Annotated in this window: 18 protein-coding genes; 13 read left to right on the top strand and 5 right to left on the bottom strand. The window is 73.5% G+C overall.

Translation table 11 applies throughout. From position 1 onward, the window contains the following. Positions 1-99 precede the first annotated feature (99 nt). From ACZ50K_RS14550 to ygfZ, 6 genes are all read left to right on the top strand, one after another. Positions 100-984, top strand: coding sequence for a hypothetical protein (locus ACZ50K_RS14550; RefSeq protein ID WP_468902271.1), 885 nt, complete (start codon positions 100-102; stop codon positions 982-984). Continuing rightward, complete coding sequence (locus ACZ50K_RS14545) at positions 981-1,727, top strand: hypothetical protein (protein ID WP_468902269.1); 747 nt, start codon at positions 981-983, stop codon at positions 1,725-1,727. Before ACZ50K_RS14550 ends, ACZ50K_RS14545 begins: the two co-directional genes overlap by 4 nt. Next, positions 1,724-2,629, top strand: coding sequence for a hypothetical protein (locus ACZ50K_RS14540; protein ID WP_468902266.1), 906 nt, complete (start codon positions 1,724-1,726; stop codon positions 2,627-2,629). Before ACZ50K_RS14545 ends, ACZ50K_RS14540 begins: the two co-directional genes overlap by 4 nt. A gap of 263 nt (positions 2,630-2,892) precedes the next feature. Next, entirely contained in the window at positions 2,893-3,465 is a 573-nt protein-coding gene (locus tag ACZ50K_RS14535) for a heme-binding beta-barrel domain-containing protein (RefSeq protein WP_468902263.1), read from the top strand. Positions 3,466-3,550: 85 nt separating this feature from the next. Then, positions 3,551-4,009, top strand: coding sequence for a Fur family transcriptional regulator (locus ACZ50K_RS14530; RefSeq protein ID WP_468902260.1), 459 nt, complete (start codon positions 3,551-3,553; stop codon positions 4,007-4,009). A gap of 59 nt (positions 4,010-4,068) precedes the next feature. Next, positions 4,069-5,034 (top strand): CAF17-like 4Fe-4S cluster assembly/insertion protein YgfZ, encoded by a 966-nt coding sequence (ygfZ, locus tag ACZ50K_RS14525; protein WP_468902257.1) that lies wholly within the window; start codon positions 4,069-4,071, stop codon positions 5,032-5,034. 33 nt (positions 5,035-5,067) lie between these two features. Here ygfZ and dtd read toward each other — a convergent pair whose 3' ends face one another. Next, positions 5,068-5,493 (bottom strand): D-aminoacyl-tRNA deacylase, encoded by a 426-nt coding sequence (gene dtd / locus ACZ50K_RS14520; protein ID WP_468902255.1) that lies wholly within the window; start codon positions 5,491-5,493, stop codon positions 5,068-5,070. A 134-nt stretch (positions 5,494-5,627) separates the two neighbouring features. Between dtd and ACZ50K_RS14515 the strand changes: the two genes are divergently transcribed. The 4 genes from ACZ50K_RS14515 (at position 5,628) to ACZ50K_RS14500 (ending at position 9,032) form a co-directional block, all read left to right on the top strand. Continuing rightward, positions 5,628-6,269 carry an RsiG family protein gene (locus ACZ50K_RS14515; protein ID WP_468902253.1) on the top strand — a complete coding sequence of 214 codons (642 nt, stop codon included), beginning with the start codon at positions 5,628-5,630 and terminating at the stop codon, positions 6,267-6,269. A gap of 86 nt (positions 6,270-6,355) precedes the next feature. Continuing rightward, positions 6,356-7,615 carry a GNAT family N-acetyltransferase gene (locus tag ACZ50K_RS14510; protein ID WP_468902250.1) on the top strand — a complete coding sequence of 420 codons (1,260 nt, stop codon included), beginning with the start codon at positions 6,356-6,358 and terminating at the stop codon, positions 7,613-7,615. Between the two features lie 65 nt (positions 7,616-7,680). Next, positions 7,681-8,238, top strand: a complete 558-nt coding sequence (locus ACZ50K_RS14505; protein WP_468902248.1) for a sigma-70 family RNA polymerase sigma factor — start codon at positions 7,681-7,683, stop codon at positions 8,236-8,238. 11 nt (positions 8,239-8,249) lie between these two features. Next, entirely contained in the window at positions 8,250-9,032 is a 783-nt protein-coding gene (locus ACZ50K_RS14500) for a putative protein N(5)-glutamine methyltransferase (RefSeq protein WP_468902246.1), read from the top strand. A gap of 36 nt (positions 9,033-9,068) precedes the next feature. Here the strand turns inward: ACZ50K_RS14500 and ACZ50K_RS14495 are convergent, their stop codons facing one another. Then, complete coding sequence (locus ACZ50K_RS14495; protein ID WP_468902243.1) at positions 9,069-9,977, bottom strand: aminoglycoside phosphotransferase family protein; 909 nt, start codon at positions 9,975-9,977, stop codon at positions 9,069-9,071. Positions 9,978-10,138: 161 nt separating this feature from the next. Between ACZ50K_RS14495 and ACZ50K_RS14490 the strand changes: the two genes are divergently transcribed. From ACZ50K_RS14490 to ACZ50K_RS14480, 3 genes are all read left to right on the top strand, one after another. After that, complete coding sequence (locus ACZ50K_RS14490; RefSeq protein ID WP_468902240.1) at positions 10,139-10,516, top strand: helix-turn-helix domain-containing protein; 378 nt, start codon at positions 10,139-10,141, stop codon at positions 10,514-10,516. A 26-nt stretch (positions 10,517-10,542) separates the two neighbouring features. Further along, positions 10,543-11,127: a hypothetical protein gene (locus tag ACZ50K_RS14485; protein ID WP_468902237.1), complete on the top strand. Its 585-nt coding sequence runs from the start codon at positions 10,543-10,545 to the stop codon at positions 11,125-11,127. Between the two features lie 96 nt (positions 11,128-11,223). Then, complete coding sequence (locus ACZ50K_RS14480) at positions 11,224-11,568, top strand: DUF2516 family protein (protein WP_468902236.1); 345 nt, start codon at positions 11,224-11,226, stop codon at positions 11,566-11,568. Positions 11,569-11,648: 80 nt separating this feature from the next. Here ACZ50K_RS14480 and ACZ50K_RS14475 read toward each other — a convergent pair whose 3' ends face one another. From ACZ50K_RS14475 to ACZ50K_RS14465, 3 genes are all read right to left on the bottom strand, one after another. After that, positions 11,649-13,103: a PP2C family protein-serine/threonine phosphatase gene (locus ACZ50K_RS14475; RefSeq protein ID WP_468902233.1), complete on the bottom strand. Its 1,455-nt coding sequence runs from the start codon at positions 13,101-13,103 to the stop codon at positions 11,649-11,651. 154 nt (positions 13,104-13,257) lie between these two features. Continuing rightward, positions 13,258-14,310, bottom strand: coding sequence for a C40 family peptidase (locus ACZ50K_RS14470; RefSeq protein ID WP_468902231.1), 1,053 nt, complete (start codon positions 14,308-14,310; stop codon positions 13,258-13,260). A gap of 204 nt (positions 14,311-14,514) precedes the next feature. Then, positions 14,515-15,330: a methyltransferase domain-containing protein gene (locus ACZ50K_RS14465; RefSeq protein ID WP_468902228.1), complete on the bottom strand. Its 816-nt coding sequence runs from the start codon at positions 15,328-15,330 to the stop codon at positions 14,515-14,517. Positions 15,331-15,482: the final 152 nt, after the last annotated feature.

Here is a 15,482-nt window from a genome sequence, read left to right as displayed (position 1 = left end):
CGGGTCTCCCGTGTGCACAGGTAACGGAACCTGTGTCCCATGTCCTGTGGGGGGACCCCTTTGCACCGAGAACAAACGCCAGAACGAGCATCGGAACCGATGGAATCGGACACTCCGGAATTCTCACTGGCAAAGCCTGAAAACCCGCCGATACCGGAGCCGGAGGAGCGGCCCGCGCCGGACCAGGAGCCCGCGCCGGAGCAGCGGCCCGCGCCGGAGTCCGCGTACGCGCCCGAGCCCGCGGCAGCACCCGTACCCGCGCGGCGCCGCCGCCGGACGGCCCGCACGGTCGCGCTGATCGCCTCGGCCGCCGTCCTCGGCGTCCTGGCCGGCACGGCCACCGGCTACGGCATCCAGATCGACCGCGAGCCCACCCCGCTGCCGCCCCTGGCCCAGCAGCACCTCCCGGCCCCGAAGCCGGTGGCCGCCGACGACTCGACCACCCACCGCACCGTCAACGCCAACCGCTGGCACAAGACGGAAGGCGACCTGCTCAAGCTCCTGCTGCCGGCGCCGGCCGGAAGCCGGGCGGCGTGGTCCGGGTACCAGTCGCCGGAGGTCTATGTCAGCGACTTCTTCGCGGACCCCGACTACGTGTTCGGGGACTTGATCTCGTCCGACCTCCGGCGGGTCGCGCTCAGCCGCTGGTCGGCGGGCGCCGGCCGGTCCGTGGAGGTCCGGCTGGTCCAGTTCCGTGACCGGGCCGGAGCCGAGGATTTCTGGCTGCGCCAGACGAACTACCAGTCGCGCGACGGCTGGGCCGGGAACGACGGGGAACTCCTCCCCGGTTACACGGACGGCCCAGGTCGCCTCTGGGTGTACAAGCCGAAGGAAGAGGCGGGCCGCCATCCGCTGAACCAGGCCCGGGCCCTGATCCGGCGCGGCGACACCGTCGTCGACGTCTCCTGGCTCGACCGGCAGGGGAAGCCCATCACCATGGCCGCTCTGCGGAGCGTGGCCCTGCGACAGCTGGAGCGACTGTGACCAAGCGCCGGAAGGTCATCGCCTCGGCGGGGGCGGCCCTCGCCGTTCTCGGCCTGACGAGTGCGGCACTGGTCGGAGTCCAGCGGGTCTCCGAAGCCGACCGCACCTCCCCGACCCGCTACTGGACGGTGGCCGACGCACCCGGGGCCGGTGCCTCCGAGGCACCTCCCGCCCCCGGCCCGGTCCCGGAGCACCCCATGGCCGCGAAGCTGCTGCCCGTACCGAAGGGGTTCCGGCCGGGTCCGGACAGCGGTACCGACGGCAGCGACTTCTTCGTGGTCGGCGAGCGGGCGGCCGATCTGGTCAGGTCCCAGGGGACCGGGCTGTCGGGCACGGAGCGCAAGGAACGGGACAAGGTGCTCAAGGCAGCCGACCTCAAGGGCTTCGCCGGGCGCAGCTACACGCATTCCTCCGACGCGTTCACCGTCCGGATCCAGCTGATGCAGGCCGACCCCAAGGCGCTCCGGCCCTTCGCCGAGGTCACCGGGCGGCTGCTGAAGCAGCTCAACGACAAGGGTGTGAAGCCGCCGGTGGTGGTCGGCCACCCGAAGGCCGTGTGCGCGCTGATGAAGACCGGGCCGGTGGACAAGAAGCGACTGCGGTCCCTCGACTGTGTCGCCGTGGAAGGGGACCACCTGGTCAGCCTCCAGGCGCACGGTCGGGCGGCCTTCAAGCCCGCCGAGGCCGCCGCGCTCCTCAAGGACCAGCTCGACCACCTGAAGTCCCCCGGAGAGTCCGTATGACCGAGCCGATCACCCAGACCGAGCCGATCACCCAGACCGAGTCGGCGACTGGGTCCATGTTGGCGACCGCGTCTGGTCCGGCGGGCCCGGTATCGGAACATGCTGCCCCCGGCCGCGGCCGCAGGGCAGTCTTCGCCGCGCTGCGCTGGACCGGTGCCCTCCTCGTCTTCGCGAGCGCGGCCACGGCGGTCGGGTACGAGATCACCGGCCGGGAGCGCACCGACGTCCCGGGCCTGGCCACCGAACCGGACGGCCGCTGGGCCTACCCCGAGCTCCGCAAGCCGGTGCTGCCCAAGGGCGCTCCGCTGCCCTTCGCCAGGGACAACCCGGACGGCGTCCACTACGCCTCCCTGTCCCGGTTGCTGCTGCCGCCCCCGGCCGGAGCCGCACCCGACACGACGCTGAAGACCGGGCGCGACGGCACGGTCACTCCGGAGGCCCTCCTCGCCGAGTACGGGCAGGACTCCCGCCCTGGCCTGCGGGAGCAGCTGCGGGACGAGGCGCTGCGCGGAATCACCGGCCGTGGCTGGACCACCCCCGACGGCACCCGTACCCGGATCTATCTGCTGCGCTTCCACAGCTCCGCCTTCGTGGACGCCTTCAGCGGCTGCGGCTACCACCTGGCCCCGGTGGGCGAGGCCGCGCTGTCCGACGACGAGGGCTGGAAGGCCGCCCTGGAGGCCGAAGGGGCAACCGGCGGCCGCGGGCTCCCCGGCAGCCGGGACACCGAGGTCCAGGTCTTCCGGGAGACGCCGCCGGCCGCCGGCCCGGAGACCGTCCGCGCCGCCTGTCTGCGGTCCGGGGACATCCAGGCCGTGGTGCTCCAGTCCCGCAAGGGGGCCGAGCCGGACGCCGTGCCCTTCCACCAGACGGTGATCCTGCAGAACCAGCTGCTCGGGTAGCCGCGGGGCCGCGGGACCACCTACGGGGCACCTCGCAGAGTGGCCCGGGCCCCGGGCCAGTAGGCTGGGGGCCGGCCCCGTAGCCACCCGAACCGACCCCTCCGAGGAGCACCCCGTGCTTGAGGCAGTCTTCACCTCCCTGCTGGTCCTGGTCGCCGTCGGCGTCCTCGCCTTCACCGCGCTGGCCGTCGCGAAGCTCTACCAGGGCCAGCGCTGACCTCCGGTTCACCAACCCCTCCCACAGATCGCCTGAGCAGCCATTCATGATCCAGATCCCGTCCGACCTGAACCCGGGCCTCGTCCCCCTCGCCTTCCTCCTCGGCACCTGGGAGGGCGCGGGCGTCTTCGACTTCCCCGGTGAGGAGAAGTGCAACTTCGGCCAGGAGGTCGTCTTCAGCCACGACGGCCGGGACTTCCTGGAGTACGTCTCGCGCACCTGGGTGCTGGACACCGAGGGCAACAAGGTCCGGCCCCTTGAGTCGGAGACCGGTTACTGGCGCATCGACAAGGACCGCAAGGTCGAGATCGTCATGGTCCGCGACCAGGGCGTCGTCGAGATCTGGTACGGCGAGCTGGCGGACCAGAAGCCGCAGATCGACCTGGCCACCGACGCCGTCGCCCGGACCGCGGCCTCCGGCCCGTACAGCGGGGGCAAGCGCCTCTACGGCTACGTCCACGGCGATCTGATGTGGGTGGGCGAGAAGGCCACCCCGGAGGTCGAGCTCCGCCCGTACATGTCGGCGCAGCTGAAGAAGGTCGTCACCCCCGAGGAGGTCGCCGAGATGGCCCGCAACCTCCCCGACCTGCCGGACGAGGGCATCGCCTTCTTCCGCTGACGGAGACGGAGCCGGAGCACGGCGTAGGACGAAGAGGGGGGACCGCGGAGCGCCGCGGCCCCCCTCTCCCGCATACACTGGCCGGGTGGCGAGCACCGACTGGAAGACCGACCTGCGGGCGCGGGGCTACCGGCTGACCCCGCAGCGCCAGCTGGTCCTGGAGGCGGTGGACGCCCTGGAGCACGCCACCCCGGACGAGATCCTCGCCGAGGTCCGCAAGACCGCCGCCGGGGTGAACATCTCCACCGTCTACCGGACCCTGGAGCTCCTGGAGGAGCTCAAACTGGTCTCGCACGCCCATCTCGGGCACGGTGCCCCCACCTACCACCTCGCCGACCGGCACCACCACATCCATCTGGTCTGCCGGGACTGCCAGGCGGTCATCGAGGCCGAGCAGGACGTCGCCGCCGAGTTCATCGCCAAGCTCAGCTCCACCTTCGGCTTCCAGACCGACATGAAGCACTTCGCGATCTTCGGGCGCTGCCGGAAGTGCTCCGCCGAGCACCCCGCCGAGCACCCCGCGGAGCACCCCGCCGAGCACTGATCCGGGCACTCCGCCGGGCACCCGGGCGGGCAGTCCCAGCGCGGTCGTAGGCTTGGCCCATGACCAGCCCTTTGCTTCATCTGCCCGGTGCGGTGGCGGCCGAAGGCCGTGACGCAGGCGTCGCCGCCCACTACGGAGAGCTCTACGGAGAGCAGCGCGCGCTCGCGGACGGCCGCGGCTTCGTCGACCTCTCGCACCGCGGAGTCGTCACGGTCACCGGGCCGGAACGGCTCAGCTGGCTGCACCTGCTGCTCACCCAGCACCTCACCGAACTCCCCCCCGGCCGGGCCACCGAGGCGCTGATCCTGTCGGCCAACGGCCACATCGAGCACGCCCTGTACCTGGTCGACGACGGCGAGACGGTCTGGGCGCACGTGGAGCCGGACACCCAGAAGGACCTGATCGCCTACCTGGAGTCGATGAAGTTCTTCTACCGGGTGGAAGTCGCCGACCGCACCGACGAGTTCGCGGTGGTCCACCTGCCCGCCGGATCCATCGCCGAGCTCCCCGGGGGCCACGCGGTCCGGGAGACCCCGGCCGGCCGGGACGTGTTCCTGCCGCGCGCGGAGATCGAGGAGTTCGCGGCCGCCCACGGCCCCGCCGCCGGGCTCCTCGCCTACGAGGCGCTGCGCGTGGAGGCGCACCGGCCGCGGCTGGGCCTGGAGACCGACCACCGGACCATCCCGCACGAGCTGGGCTGGATCGGCAGCGCGGTGCACCTCCAGAAGGGCTGCTACCGCGGCCAGGAGACGGTGGCCCGGGTCCACAACCTGGGGAAGCCCCCGCGCCGGCTGGTGTTCCTGCACCTGGACGGCTCCGAGGTGCTGCTGCCGGCGCACGGAACCCCCGTACGGCTGGCCGCCGACGGGCCGGAGGGCCGGCAGCTGGGCTTCGTGACCACGGCGGTGCGCCACCACGAGCTCGGCCCGATCGCGCTGGCGCTGGTCAAGCGGAACGTTCCGCTGGACGCCCCGCTGCTGGCCGGGAACACGGCGGCGGCGCAGGAGGTCGTGGTCGCCCCGTAGGGCGGTTCCGGCGGTTCCCCCTCCGGGCGCCGCTCAGATGTCGATGACGAGGGTGAACGGGCCCTGGTTGGTCAGCGAGACCCGCATCTCCGCGCCGAACCGGCCCGTCGCCACCGTCGCGCCCAGCTCCCGCAGCCGCGCCACCACCTCGTCGACCAGCGGCTCGGCCACCGGGCCGGGCGCGGCCGCGTTCCAGGTGGGGCGGCGGCCCTTGCGGGCGTCCCCGTAGAGCGTGAACTGGCTGATCACCAGCAGCGGGGCGCCGATGTCGCTGCACGACTTCTCGGCCTCCAGCATCCGCACCGACCACAGCTTCCGGGCCAGCTGGGCCGCCTTCTCCGGGGTGTCCTCGTGGGTCACCCCCACCAGGACGCACAGCCCCTCGCCGACGATCTCGCCGACCGTCTCCCCGGCGACGACCACGCTCGCCCCGTCCACCCTCTGCACCACTGCTCGCATACCACCTGTGTACCAGGCGTGCACCCGTCCGGGGCCGATCGGGTGGACTGGGCCTGCACCGGCCCCGCCGACAGTGGCACGATGCACGGAGGCGGTGCCCGATGGGCACCGGTCGAGGGGACGGACACGTTCGTATGAATACTTCTGGTACCTCAGCGGCCTCGGCCGGGGCGGCGGGCGCGGGCCCGGTGTCGTCGGTGTCGGCGGCGGTCCGGCCGCCCGCACAGCGCTCCACGGACGCCCCACCGGCCCCCGGCTCCCCGGGAATCCCCGGCGCCCCCGGTGCCCCGAGCGTCACGGGGCTGGGGCTGCCGGACCTGCGGACCCTGCGCCGGAGCGCCCAGTGCGACGAGGCGGACCTCAGCTACATCCGCCGGCTGCTGCACGGACGCATCGACATCCTCCGCGCCGAACTCGCCCGGCGCACCGACCAGGAGGGGCCCGGGGTGCCGGCGGCCGTCGCGGACCGGCTTTCGGAGATCCTCACCGACGCCCCCTCCAGCCGCAGCGCCTCCGCCCGGCACGTCACCCTCGGCACCCCGCAGAACGAGGAGTACCGGCTGCTGGCCGCCGAGATGCTGGCCGATGTGGAACTCTCCGACCTGGCCGCCCGCACCGATGCCGAACTGCACGACGCGATGGGCCGGCTGGTCCGGTACGAGAAGCAGGTCTCCCGGCGCCGCCAGCAGCTCCAGCGCACCGCCGACGACTGCAGCGCCGAGATCACCCGCCGGTACCGGGAGGGCGAGGCCCAGGTGGACGACCTGCTGGCCTAGGCCGTCTCTTCCGGAGCGACGGCGGCCCAGGGGCGTCGGCGTAATTCGGGCGACGCATCCGGTGCCGCCGACTAGCGTGACCCGTCATGACCGCTGCCGACGACGCCATCGCCATCCGTACCGTCACCGAAGCCGAACTGGCCTCCTGGCTGAGCACCGTGCAGACCGGATTCCTCTCGCCCTCCGAGGTCACGGACGGCGACCTCGCCCAGCGGCTCAAGTACAACGACCTGTCCCGCACGGTCGGCGCCTTCGACCCCGCCACCGGTGGCTGCGTGGCCACCTTCCGGACCTTCCCGCAGGAACTGACGGTCCCCGGCGGCGCCCGGCTGCCGGCCTGCGCCGTCACCAACGTCTCCGTGCTGCCCACCCACCGGCGGCGCGGGCTGCTGACCCGGATGATGGCCCGGGAACTGGCCGCCGCCGAGGCCCGCGGGGACGCCGTCGCCACCCTGATCGCCGCCGAGTACCCGATCTACGGCCGGTACGGCTTCGGGCCCGCCACCACCGTCATGGAGTGGGAGGTCGACGTCCCCCGCACCGGACTCGACCCCCGCTGGTCGGGGCCCGGGGACGGCGGCCGGATCGACCTGGTGGACGCGGCCGAGGTCCGCCGGCTGGGCCCCGCCCTGCACGAGCGGGTGCGCGCCCGGATACCCGGCACGGTCGGCCGCACCGACCGCTGGTGGTCCGTGGAGACCGGACTCGAAACCCTCGACTCGCGGCCCTACAAGCCGAAGCACTTCGCCGTCCACCGCTCGGCCGACGGCGAGGTGCAGGGCCTGGCCGCCTACCACGCCGACGGCCACTGGACCGAGGCCAAGGTCCCCCTGAACACGGTCCAGGTCACCGATCTGCTGGCGGCCACCCCGGCCGCCGAACGGGCCCTGTGGCACTTCCTGTGCTCCATCGACTGGGTGCTGAAGGTCCGCACCGGCCGCCGCGCCCCCGACGACCTCCTCCCGCACCTGCTCCCCGACCCCCGCTCGGCCCGCACCCTGCTCTGCGCGGACTTCTTCTGGCTCCGGCCGCTGGACGTCGTACGGGCCCTGGAGGCGCGGACGTACGAGGTGCCGGGCCGGCTGGTGCTGGAGGTAGAGGACCCGGCGGGCCCGGCGGGCGGCCGCTACCTCCTGGACGCGGGCGCCGGCAGCTGCGAACGCACCGGGGCCGAACCGGACCTGGTCCTCGGCGCCGCCGAACTCGGCACGCTCTACCTCGGCGACGGCTCGGCGGTCCGGCTGGCGGCCCTCGGCCGGCTCCGGGAGGTCAGGCCCGGCGCCGCGGCCCTCGCGGACGCCGTGTTCCGCACCGCCCGCCGCCCCTGGTGCCCGGACATCTTCTAGGCCGGGGGCCCTCGCGGGGATCCGGCCGGCGGTCACATCGCCGTCCGTCGATCCGTCAGCAGGCCATGAACTCATCGACCGAACGCGACCTGGCCGAAAGGGAATTCCTGGCCGCCCGCTTCGAGGAGCGGCGGACCCGGCTGCGGGCCGTGGCCCGGCGGATGCTCGGCTCCCCGGCCGAGGCGGAGCAGGCGGTCCGGGAGGCCCGGGCGTTGCTGGCCGACGCCCCCGGGCACGGGTCCCGGGCCCTGGACGGCTGGCTGACCACGGTGCTGGCCGGGGTCTGCCTGGACCGGCTGCGCGCCCGCCGCGCCGGACCGGCGTCGCGGCCCGCCGAGGGGGAGGAGCCCATGGACACGGCGGCCCCTGCGGACCCCACGGACACGGCGGAGGTCACCGACGCGCTGGGGCCCGCCCTGCTCGTCGTACTGGAACACCTGGAGCCGGGGGAACGGCTGGCGTTCGTGCTGCACGACGTGTTCGGGATGCCCTTCGAGGAGATCGCCCCGATCGTGGACCGCTCCCCGGCCGGGGCCCGCAGGCTGGCCCGCGGGGCGCGCCGCCGGGTGCGGGGCGGCCGACCGGTCCCGGCAGGATGGACGGAACGCGAAGAGACGACGTGAGGGAGGACCGGGTGACGGATCCGGCGACGGACTGGGTGGTGGACCGGCTGCGCACCGCGGGCTGTGTCTTCGCCGAGGAGGAGGCGGAGCTGCTGCGCGCGGCGGCCGCCGAGGGCGCCGATCTGGCCCGGCTGGTGGAGCTGCGGGCGGCCGGCCGGCCGCTGGAGCACGTGGTCGGCTGGGCGGAGTTCTGCGGACTGCGGATGGCGGTCGGCGAAGGCGCCTTCGTGCCGCGCCGCCGCACCGAGTTCCTGGTCCGGGAGGCGGCCGGGCTGGCCCGGCCGGGCGCCCTGGTGGTGGACCTGTGCTGCGGGGTGGGCGCGGTGGGCGCCGCCGTCGCCGCGGCCGTGCCGGGCACCGAGCTGCACTGCGCGGACATCGACCCGGTGGCCCTCGGCTACGCCCGCCGCAACATCGCCCCGTACGGCGGCCGCGCCCACCGGGGCGACCTGTACGCGGCGCTGCCGCAGGAGCTGCGCGGCCGGGTGGACCTGCTGGTGGTGAACGCCCCCTACGTGCCGACCGGTTCGATCCCGCTGCTGCCGGCGGAGGCCCGCGAGCACGAGCCGCGGACGGCCCTGGACGGCGGCCCGGACGGCCTCGCGGTCCAGCGCCGGGTCGCCGAGGGCGCGCCGTCCTGGCTGGCCGAGGGGGGCCGTCTGCTGATCGAGACCAGTGCCCGGCAGTCCCCGTCGACGGCTTCGGCGATGGCCTCCGCCGGCCTCTCGGTCCACGCCGAGTCCTCGCAGGAGTGGTCCGCCACGGTGGTCACCGGCCGCCGCCCCCTCACCTGACCACCCGCCCGCCCGTGTGACGCGCAGCGACAGCCGTCACCGGTCGTCGGCAGCCTCCAGGATCGCGCGGAGGCGCGAGAGGCATTCGTCGACGAAGGCGGGATAGGTGGCCCAGTAGTACGACACTCCGCTGACCCCGACGGCTATGGCCCACGCCCGGGCGCGCAGCCAGGTCTCGTGGTCGAGGCTCATGGCGTCCCAGTAGGCCTGTCGGGCCCCGGGGGGAAGGTCCCAGAGAGGCGAGTGCTCGGCATCGGGGAGGCCGACCGAGAGGGCGCCGAAGTCGATGACCGCGTGCAGCTTTCCCTGCTGTACCAGGAGGTTGCCGGGTTTGAGGTCCCCGTGAAGCCATACCTGGTGGCCGGATGGCTCGGGCAAGGCGAGCGCACCCTTCCACAGGTCTCGCAGGTGCGCGACGTCGAGGTCGAGGCCCTCGATCATCCGGCAGTCGTCGAAGCTTTCGCCGACCCACCGGTCACAGGCTCGCAGGCCACCTCCGCGGTACCAGCTGAGCTCGCCCTGGCGAGTGGCTCCCATGAGGGGGGTGGAGTGCAGGGTTCGCACGACCGCCGCCAGGTCGGCCCCGAAGGCGGGCCAATCGGTGACCGATCCCGGGCCGGGTTCATCGCCGTCGATCCAGCGGTACACCGACCAGGCGAGCGGAAACGAGGAACTCGGGGTGCCGGCGTGCACCGGCTCGGGGATGCGACAGGGGATGTGCGGCGCCAGCCGCGGCAGCCAGGTCTGTTCCTTGCGCACGGCCTTCGCGTTGTCCGGGGTACGCGGCAGCCGCACCAGCAGCCGGTCGCCGAGCCGGTACATCCTGTTGTCGGTGCCCTCGCCGGCCGGTGCGATCGGAAGGGCGGACCACTCCGGTCGCTGCTCCCGCAGCAGCGAGCGGACGACGGCCTCATCCACGGGGATCTCGTTCTCGTGAAGTGTCACGCCGAGAGCCTTCTGCCCGGGCCTCGCCGCCGCCAGTGATTTTCACGGTGGTCGCCGCTCGGAACGGTCCGGCAGGAGTCCAGCGCCCTGCCCTTCCGACCGGTGGGAGCTTTTGCAAGCGACTGCTTGCAAAAGTTAGCAAGCTGGGGGAGGATCGGGGCATGGCATCCCTGAACGTCGGGAATCTCGGCGAGTACCTGCGGGAGCAGCGCCGGCAGGCGCAGCTCTCGCTGCGGCAGCTGGCCGACGCGGCAGGGGTGTCGAACCCGTACCTCAGTCAGATCGAGCGCGGGCTGCGCAAGCCGAGCGCGGACATCCTGCAGCAGCTGGCCAAGGCCCTGCGGATCTCCGCGGAGACGCTGTACGTGCAGGCCGGCATGCTCGACGAGCGGGACCGGGACGAGGTGGAGACGCGGGCCGTCATCCTCGGCGACCCCTCCATCAACGAGCGGCAGAAGCAGGTGCTGCTCCAGATCTACGAGTCGTTCCGCAAGGAGAACGCGCTCGGCGAGGCCGAGGTCCCCGCCGACACCCCATGACACGCGATCCGGGAGGACCGGCACACATGGCCATCGCCGATGACCTGAAGAAGACCCTGACCGACCCGACCCCGCTCTACTTCGCCGCCGGCACCGCCGATCTGGCCGTGCAGCAGGCCAGGAAGGTGCCGGGGCTGATCGAGCAGCTGCGCGCCGAGGCCCCGGCGCGGATCGAGGCGGTGCGCAACACCGACCCCAAGGCCGTGCAGGAGCGGGCCAAGGAGGACCTGGAGGCGGTCGCCGCCAAGGTCGTCGGGGTGATCGGGTCCATCGACCCGAAGAAGATCGACGCGAAGAAGCTCGGGGAGACCGCCCAGGACCTGGCGCTGCGCGGGGTCGGCGTGGCCGCCGAGTACGCGGTGCGGGCCAAGGAGACCTACGACAAGGTCGCCGAGCACGGCGAGCAGACCGTGCGGACCTGGCGCGGGGAGTCGGCCGAGGAGGCCGCCGCCGAGGGCACCGTCGCCGAGTTCGTCGAGGTCACCGAGCCGGAGCCCGGCCCGGAGACGGCCGCGAAGCCCGCCGCGAAGAAGACCGGCGCGCGCAAGCCGGCCGCGAAGAAGGCGGCCCCCGCGGCGGCCGAGGCCCCGGCGGAGGCCCCGGCGGAGTGACGACCGGCCGGACCGGGCACCTACCGGGTGTCCGGTCCGTTCTGTCGGTAGCGTGGAACGGACAGCGGCCAAGGACGGCGTGAGGCGGTAGAGGGCATGTTGATTCAGGGGTTCAATTCCTTCGTGGGGTTGTTGGGGCTCGCCATGCTCGCCCTCGCCGTGATCGCGTTCGGGTTCGCCCTGCTCGCGCGGGAGGACGCCTACCGGGCGGCGGACAAGCAGACCAAGACCTTCTGGCTGGTGATCCTCGGCATCACCGTGCTGGTCGACGCGTTCCTGGGGATGCTGTTCCTCCAGATCGCGGGCCTGATCGCCTCCATCGTCTTCATGGTGGACGTCAAGCCGGCCCTGAAGCGGGTCACCGGCTCCGGTGGCGGCGGCGGTCGGCGCGGCGGCAGCAGCAGCGACGGTCCGTACGGGCCGTACAACGGCAACCGCTGACCTGGGCCCGGCCCGGGCCGGCATCGATCCCGCCGATCCCGCCGATCCCGCCGATCCCGCAGACCCCGCCCCGCCCCCGGTCAGGGGGCGGCGGTGCGTTCCGCTCGGTCCAGCAGGACCACGGCGACGTCGTCGGTGAGCTCGCCGCCGTTCAGCCGGCGGGCCTCGGTGACGGCGGCCTCCAGCAGGGCCTCGCCGCGCAGCCCCCGGTCCAGGTGCCGGTTGATCATCTCGACCATGCCGTCCTGGCCCAGCCGCTCGCGTCCCTCGCCGATCCGGCCCTCGATCAGGCCGTCGGTGTACAGCATCAGGCTCCAGGCGCCGCCCAGCTCCACCTGGCGGCGCGGCCAGCGGGCCCGCGGCAGCAGGCCCAGTGCCGGGCCGCTGTTCTCGTAGGGCAGCAGTCGGGCGGGCCGCCCCGGGCGGGTGATCAGCGGGGCCGGATGGCCGGCCAGGCAGAGCCCGGCCCGGCGGCCGTCCGGGGAGATGTCCACCGTGCAGAGCGTCGCGAAGATCTCCTCGCAGGGCCGCTCCACCTCCAGCACCTCCTGGAGGGTGGCGAGCAGGTCGTCCCCGCACAGCCCGGCCAGGGTCAGGGCGCGCCAGGCGATCCGCAGCTCCACCCCGAGCGCGGCCTCGTCGGGGCCGTGCCCGCAGACGTCCCCGATCATCGCGTGGACGGTGCCGTCCGGGGTGCGGACGGTGTCGTAGAAGTCCCCGCCGAGCAGGGCGCGGCTGCGGCCGGGCCGGTAGCGGGCGGCGAAGCGGAGATCGGCCCCCTCCAGCAGCGGGGTGGGCAGCAGGCCGCGCTCCAGCCGGGCGTTCTCCTGGGCGCGCAGCCGGGACTCCGCCAGCTTGTACTGGGCGATGTCGGCCCGCTTGCGCTCCACCGCGTACCGGATGGCCCGGCTCAGCAGCCGGCCGTCCAGCTCGTCCCGGAACAGGAAGTCCTGGGCGCCGACCCGGACGGCCTCGGCGGCCCGGTCGGCGTCCGCCTCGGCGGTCAGCACGAGCACGGCGTGCCGCGGGGCGATCCGCAGCACCTGGCGGAGGGTGGCCAGCTCGTCGGTCTCGGTCTCCAGGACGGCACCCGCGCCCGCGCCGGGACCGCCCGGGTTCGGGGCGGGGGCGGCGCCCGGGTGGGCGGGGGCGGCCGGATGGCCGGGGCGGCGGGGCGCACCGGGGAGGCTGAGGTCCAGCAGGATGCAGTGCACGTCGTGGGTGAGCAGCCGGGCGGCCTCGGTGAGGTTGCGCGCGGTGCGGATGCGGATGCGCTGGCCGTCGGCGTCCAGGATCTCCGGGACGGTGAGGCCGCCGGACGGATCGTCCTCGATCACCAGCAGTGTCAGCGCCTGCGGGGGTATGCCGGGCGGACCGCTCTCCGCGGCCGGGGTGTCCCTCTGCCGCGGTACGGGTACGGTCATCGTCTCGGTTCCCTTCCCTCCCCCCGAGGCTGCGCTGCGCTCGCTGCGTGCCGACCCTAGCGGGCCTTTCCGCGACGACGGAATGCCAGCCCCCTCACGGGCCACCGGCATATGCCCTATCCCGGGCGAAGTCGCTGGTCAGCCGCAGGTGACGGGATGACGCACATCACGCCGGCCGGGGCCCTCGTCTCGGTAGTCGGACCGCCTCCGAGGGCCCTCCGGAGCTCCTCCGCGGACCCTCCGGAAGCCTTCCGGAAGGGTGTGGCTACGCCCCGTAGTCCGGCCGGACCACTGCCTTGATCGGCATGGAGCCGGCGCCCGCCACGGTGATGTCCCGGCCCGGCCGGGGGGCGTGCACCATCGCGCCGTCCCCTATGTACAGGGCGACATGGCTGGCGTCGGCGAAGTAGATGATCAGATCGCCGGGCCGCATGTCCTTGACCGGCACCTTGGTCAGCCGGCGCAGCTGCTCCTGCGAGGTCCGCGGGATGTTCAGACCGGCCGCCAGCCAGGCCTTCGAGGTCAGACCGGAGCAGTCGAAGGAGCCCGGACCCTCGGCCCCCCATTCGTACGGCTTGCCGATCTGCGCGGTGGCGAACCGCACCGCCCGCTGCCCGGCCTCGGTGGCCGTGCCCTTGGCGTCCCGGATCGCGCCGGTGTCCAGCCAGTCCTTCTGGGCGCGGTACTGGGCATCCTGCTCCAGCTGGAGCAGCCGGGCCTTCTCCTCGGCCTCCAGCTTGCTCTCCAGCTCCTCGGCGGCCTTGATCTTGGCCTCTATCTCCTTCTTCGCCGCCTCCTGCTTGACCCGGTTGGCCTCCAGGGCCTGCCAGTGCGTGGTGGCGTCCTTGGCGTACTGCTCCAGATCGCCCTGGGTGCGGTTCAGCTCGGCGAGCACTCCCGCGGTGGCCTTCTCGCCCTGCCGCAGCCGGTCGGCCCCGTCCAGGAAGCGGGCCGGGTCGGGGCTCATCACCAGGCTGGCCCCCGGCGGCAGCCCGCCCGACCGGTACTGGGCGCGGGCGGCGGCCCCCACCTGGTTCTTCAGGGCGGCGATCCGCTCCTGGCCGGCCACGATCCGCTTGGCCAGCGACACGATCTGGTCGGACTGCCGCGCGGTGTCGGCCTCGGCCTGGTTGTACGCGTCGGTGGCCGTCCCGGCCTGCCGGTACAGCCCCTCGATCTCCGTGCGGACCTGTTCCAGCGACTTCACCGGGGGCTGCGGAGCCGGGGCCGCGAAGGCCGGGGACACCGCCCCGGCGCACAGCAGCGCCGTCGCGCAGAGCAGCGTCAGCGTGATGCCGCCGCGTCGCCGTCGGTTCATGGTCCCCCCAGACACACCGCAGATCTGCCCGCACAGCAAATCTGACTATTCATCAGTAACTTTCCATCGCCTTCGGGATGGTGCCATGCCCGGGTGAATTCCGACACCCTCTGTGGACAACCCCCAGGCCGCCCCCAGGCACCCCGCCCGTTCCCCCCAACCCCAACGCGCGGACCCCGCCCCCCGTTCCCCACCCCGCCCGATTCACCCCGCCGGCCGCAAGGCCTCCCAGCGCACCGTCAGTTCACCCTGCCGCCAACGCCCCGGCCCGTCCGCCAGGGGCCAGTCCCCGGCCAGCGCCCGCGCCGTCCGGATCCACCGCTGCCGGGCACCGTACGAGGCGTACGGCGCCGCGGCCGCCCACGCCCGGTCGAAGTCCCGCAGGAACGCGTGCACCGGCTCACCCGGCACGTTCCGGTGGATCAGCGCCTTCGGCAGCCGCTCCGCCAGGTCCGAAGGACGCTCCAGCGACCCCAGCCGGGTCGCGAACGTCACCGTCCGGGGCCCCTCCGGACCCAGCGCCACCCACACGTGCCGCCGCCCGATCTCGTCACAGGTCCCCTCCACCAGCAGCCCCTCCGGCGCCAGCCGCCCGCACAGCCGGGCCCACACCTCGGCCACCCGCTCCTCGTCGTACTGCCGCAGCACGTTCGCCGCCCGGATCAGCGCCGGCCGCTCCCCGCCCGCCAGCGGCACCTCGAACCCGCCGTGCCGGAAGGACAGCCCCTCCCGCTCGTACGGCTTCGCGCCCGCCACCCGGGCCGGTTCGATCTCGATCCCCACCACCCGCACCCCGGGCACCGCCGTCCGCAGCCGCCCCAGCAGCTCCACCGCCGTCCACGGCGCCGCCCCGTACCCCAGGTCCACGGCCACCGGGGACTCCGCCCGGCGCAGCGCCGGACCGTGCACCGCCGCGATCCAGCGGTCCATCCGGCGCAACCGGTTCGGATTGGTCGTCCCGCGGGTCACCGTGCCCACCGGACGGGCGGACCGGCTCGGCACGGACGGGCGGGAACTCATGATCCGAGGGTAAACGGAACGCCCGGACCGCAGGAAAACCCGACGGCCCGCAGAGAAAAGCAGAGCAAATCCGTCCGGCGCGGAATGCGGAACGGGTCCCCCTCCGTTGCACTGCATCGAGGACCGCTCCGCGGGCCCTCCGTCAGACGTGC

Source organism: Streptomyces sp. NPDC033845, assembly GCF_055576225.1.
Note: the sequence above shows the minus strand (reverse complement) of the source record. Positions and strands in the feature narration are given on the sequence as shown.

What these genes read in the sequence shown, in the direction of transcription:
- ACZ50K_RS14515 (WP_468902253.1), top strand. Translation starts at nt 5,628, where the DNA reads ATGAATACTTCTGGTACCTCAGCGGCCTCGGCCGGGGCGGCGGGCGCG.
- dtd (WP_468902255.1), bottom strand. Translation starts at nt 5,493, where the DNA reads ATGCGAGCAGTGGTGCAGAGGGTGGACGGGGCGAGCGTGGTCGTCGCC.
- ACZ50K_RS14470 (WP_468902231.1), bottom strand. Translation starts at nt 14,310, where the DNA reads ATGAACCGACGGCGACGCGGCGGCATCACGCTGACGCTGCTCTGCGCG.
- ACZ50K_RS14510 (WP_468902250.1), top strand. Translation starts at nt 6,356, where the DNA reads ATGACCGCTGCCGACGACGCCATCGCCATCCGTACCGTCACCGAAGCC.
- ACZ50K_RS14475 (WP_468902233.1), bottom strand. Translation starts at nt 13,103, where the DNA reads ATGCCGGTGGCCCGTGAGGGGGCTGGCATTCCGTCGTCGCGGAAAGGC.
- ACZ50K_RS14480 (WP_468902236.1), top strand. Translation starts at nt 11,224, where the DNA reads ATGTTGATTCAGGGGTTCAATTCCTTCGTGGGGTTGTTGGGGCTCGCC.
- ACZ50K_RS14490 (WP_468902240.1), top strand. Translation starts at nt 10,139, where the DNA reads ATGGCATCCCTGAACGTCGGGAATCTCGGCGAGTACCTGCGGGAGCAG.
- ACZ50K_RS14550 (WP_468902271.1), top strand. Translation starts at nt 100, where the DNA reads ATGGAATCGGACACTCCGGAATTCTCACTGGCAAAGCCTGAAAACCCG.
- ACZ50K_RS14540 (WP_468902266.1), top strand. Translation starts at nt 1,724, where the DNA reads ATGACCGAGCCGATCACCCAGACCGAGCCGATCACCCAGACCGAGTCG.
- ACZ50K_RS14535 (WP_468902263.1), top strand. Translation starts at nt 2,893, where the DNA reads ATGATCCAGATCCCGTCCGACCTGAACCCGGGCCTCGTCCCCCTCGCC.
- ACZ50K_RS14505 (WP_468902248.1), top strand. Translation starts at nt 7,681, where the DNA reads ATGAACTCATCGACCGAACGCGACCTGGCCGAAAGGGAATTCCTGGCC.
- ACZ50K_RS14485 (WP_468902237.1), top strand. Translation starts at nt 10,543, where the DNA reads ATGGCCATCGCCGATGACCTGAAGAAGACCCTGACCGACCCGACCCCG.
- ygfZ (WP_468902257.1), top strand. Translation starts at nt 4,069, where the DNA reads ATGACCAGCCCTTTGCTTCATCTGCCCGGTGCGGTGGCGGCCGAAGGC.
- ACZ50K_RS14465 (WP_468902228.1), bottom strand. Translation starts at nt 15,330, where the DNA reads ATGAGTTCCCGCCCGTCCGTGCCGAGCCGGTCCGCCCGTCCGGTGGGC.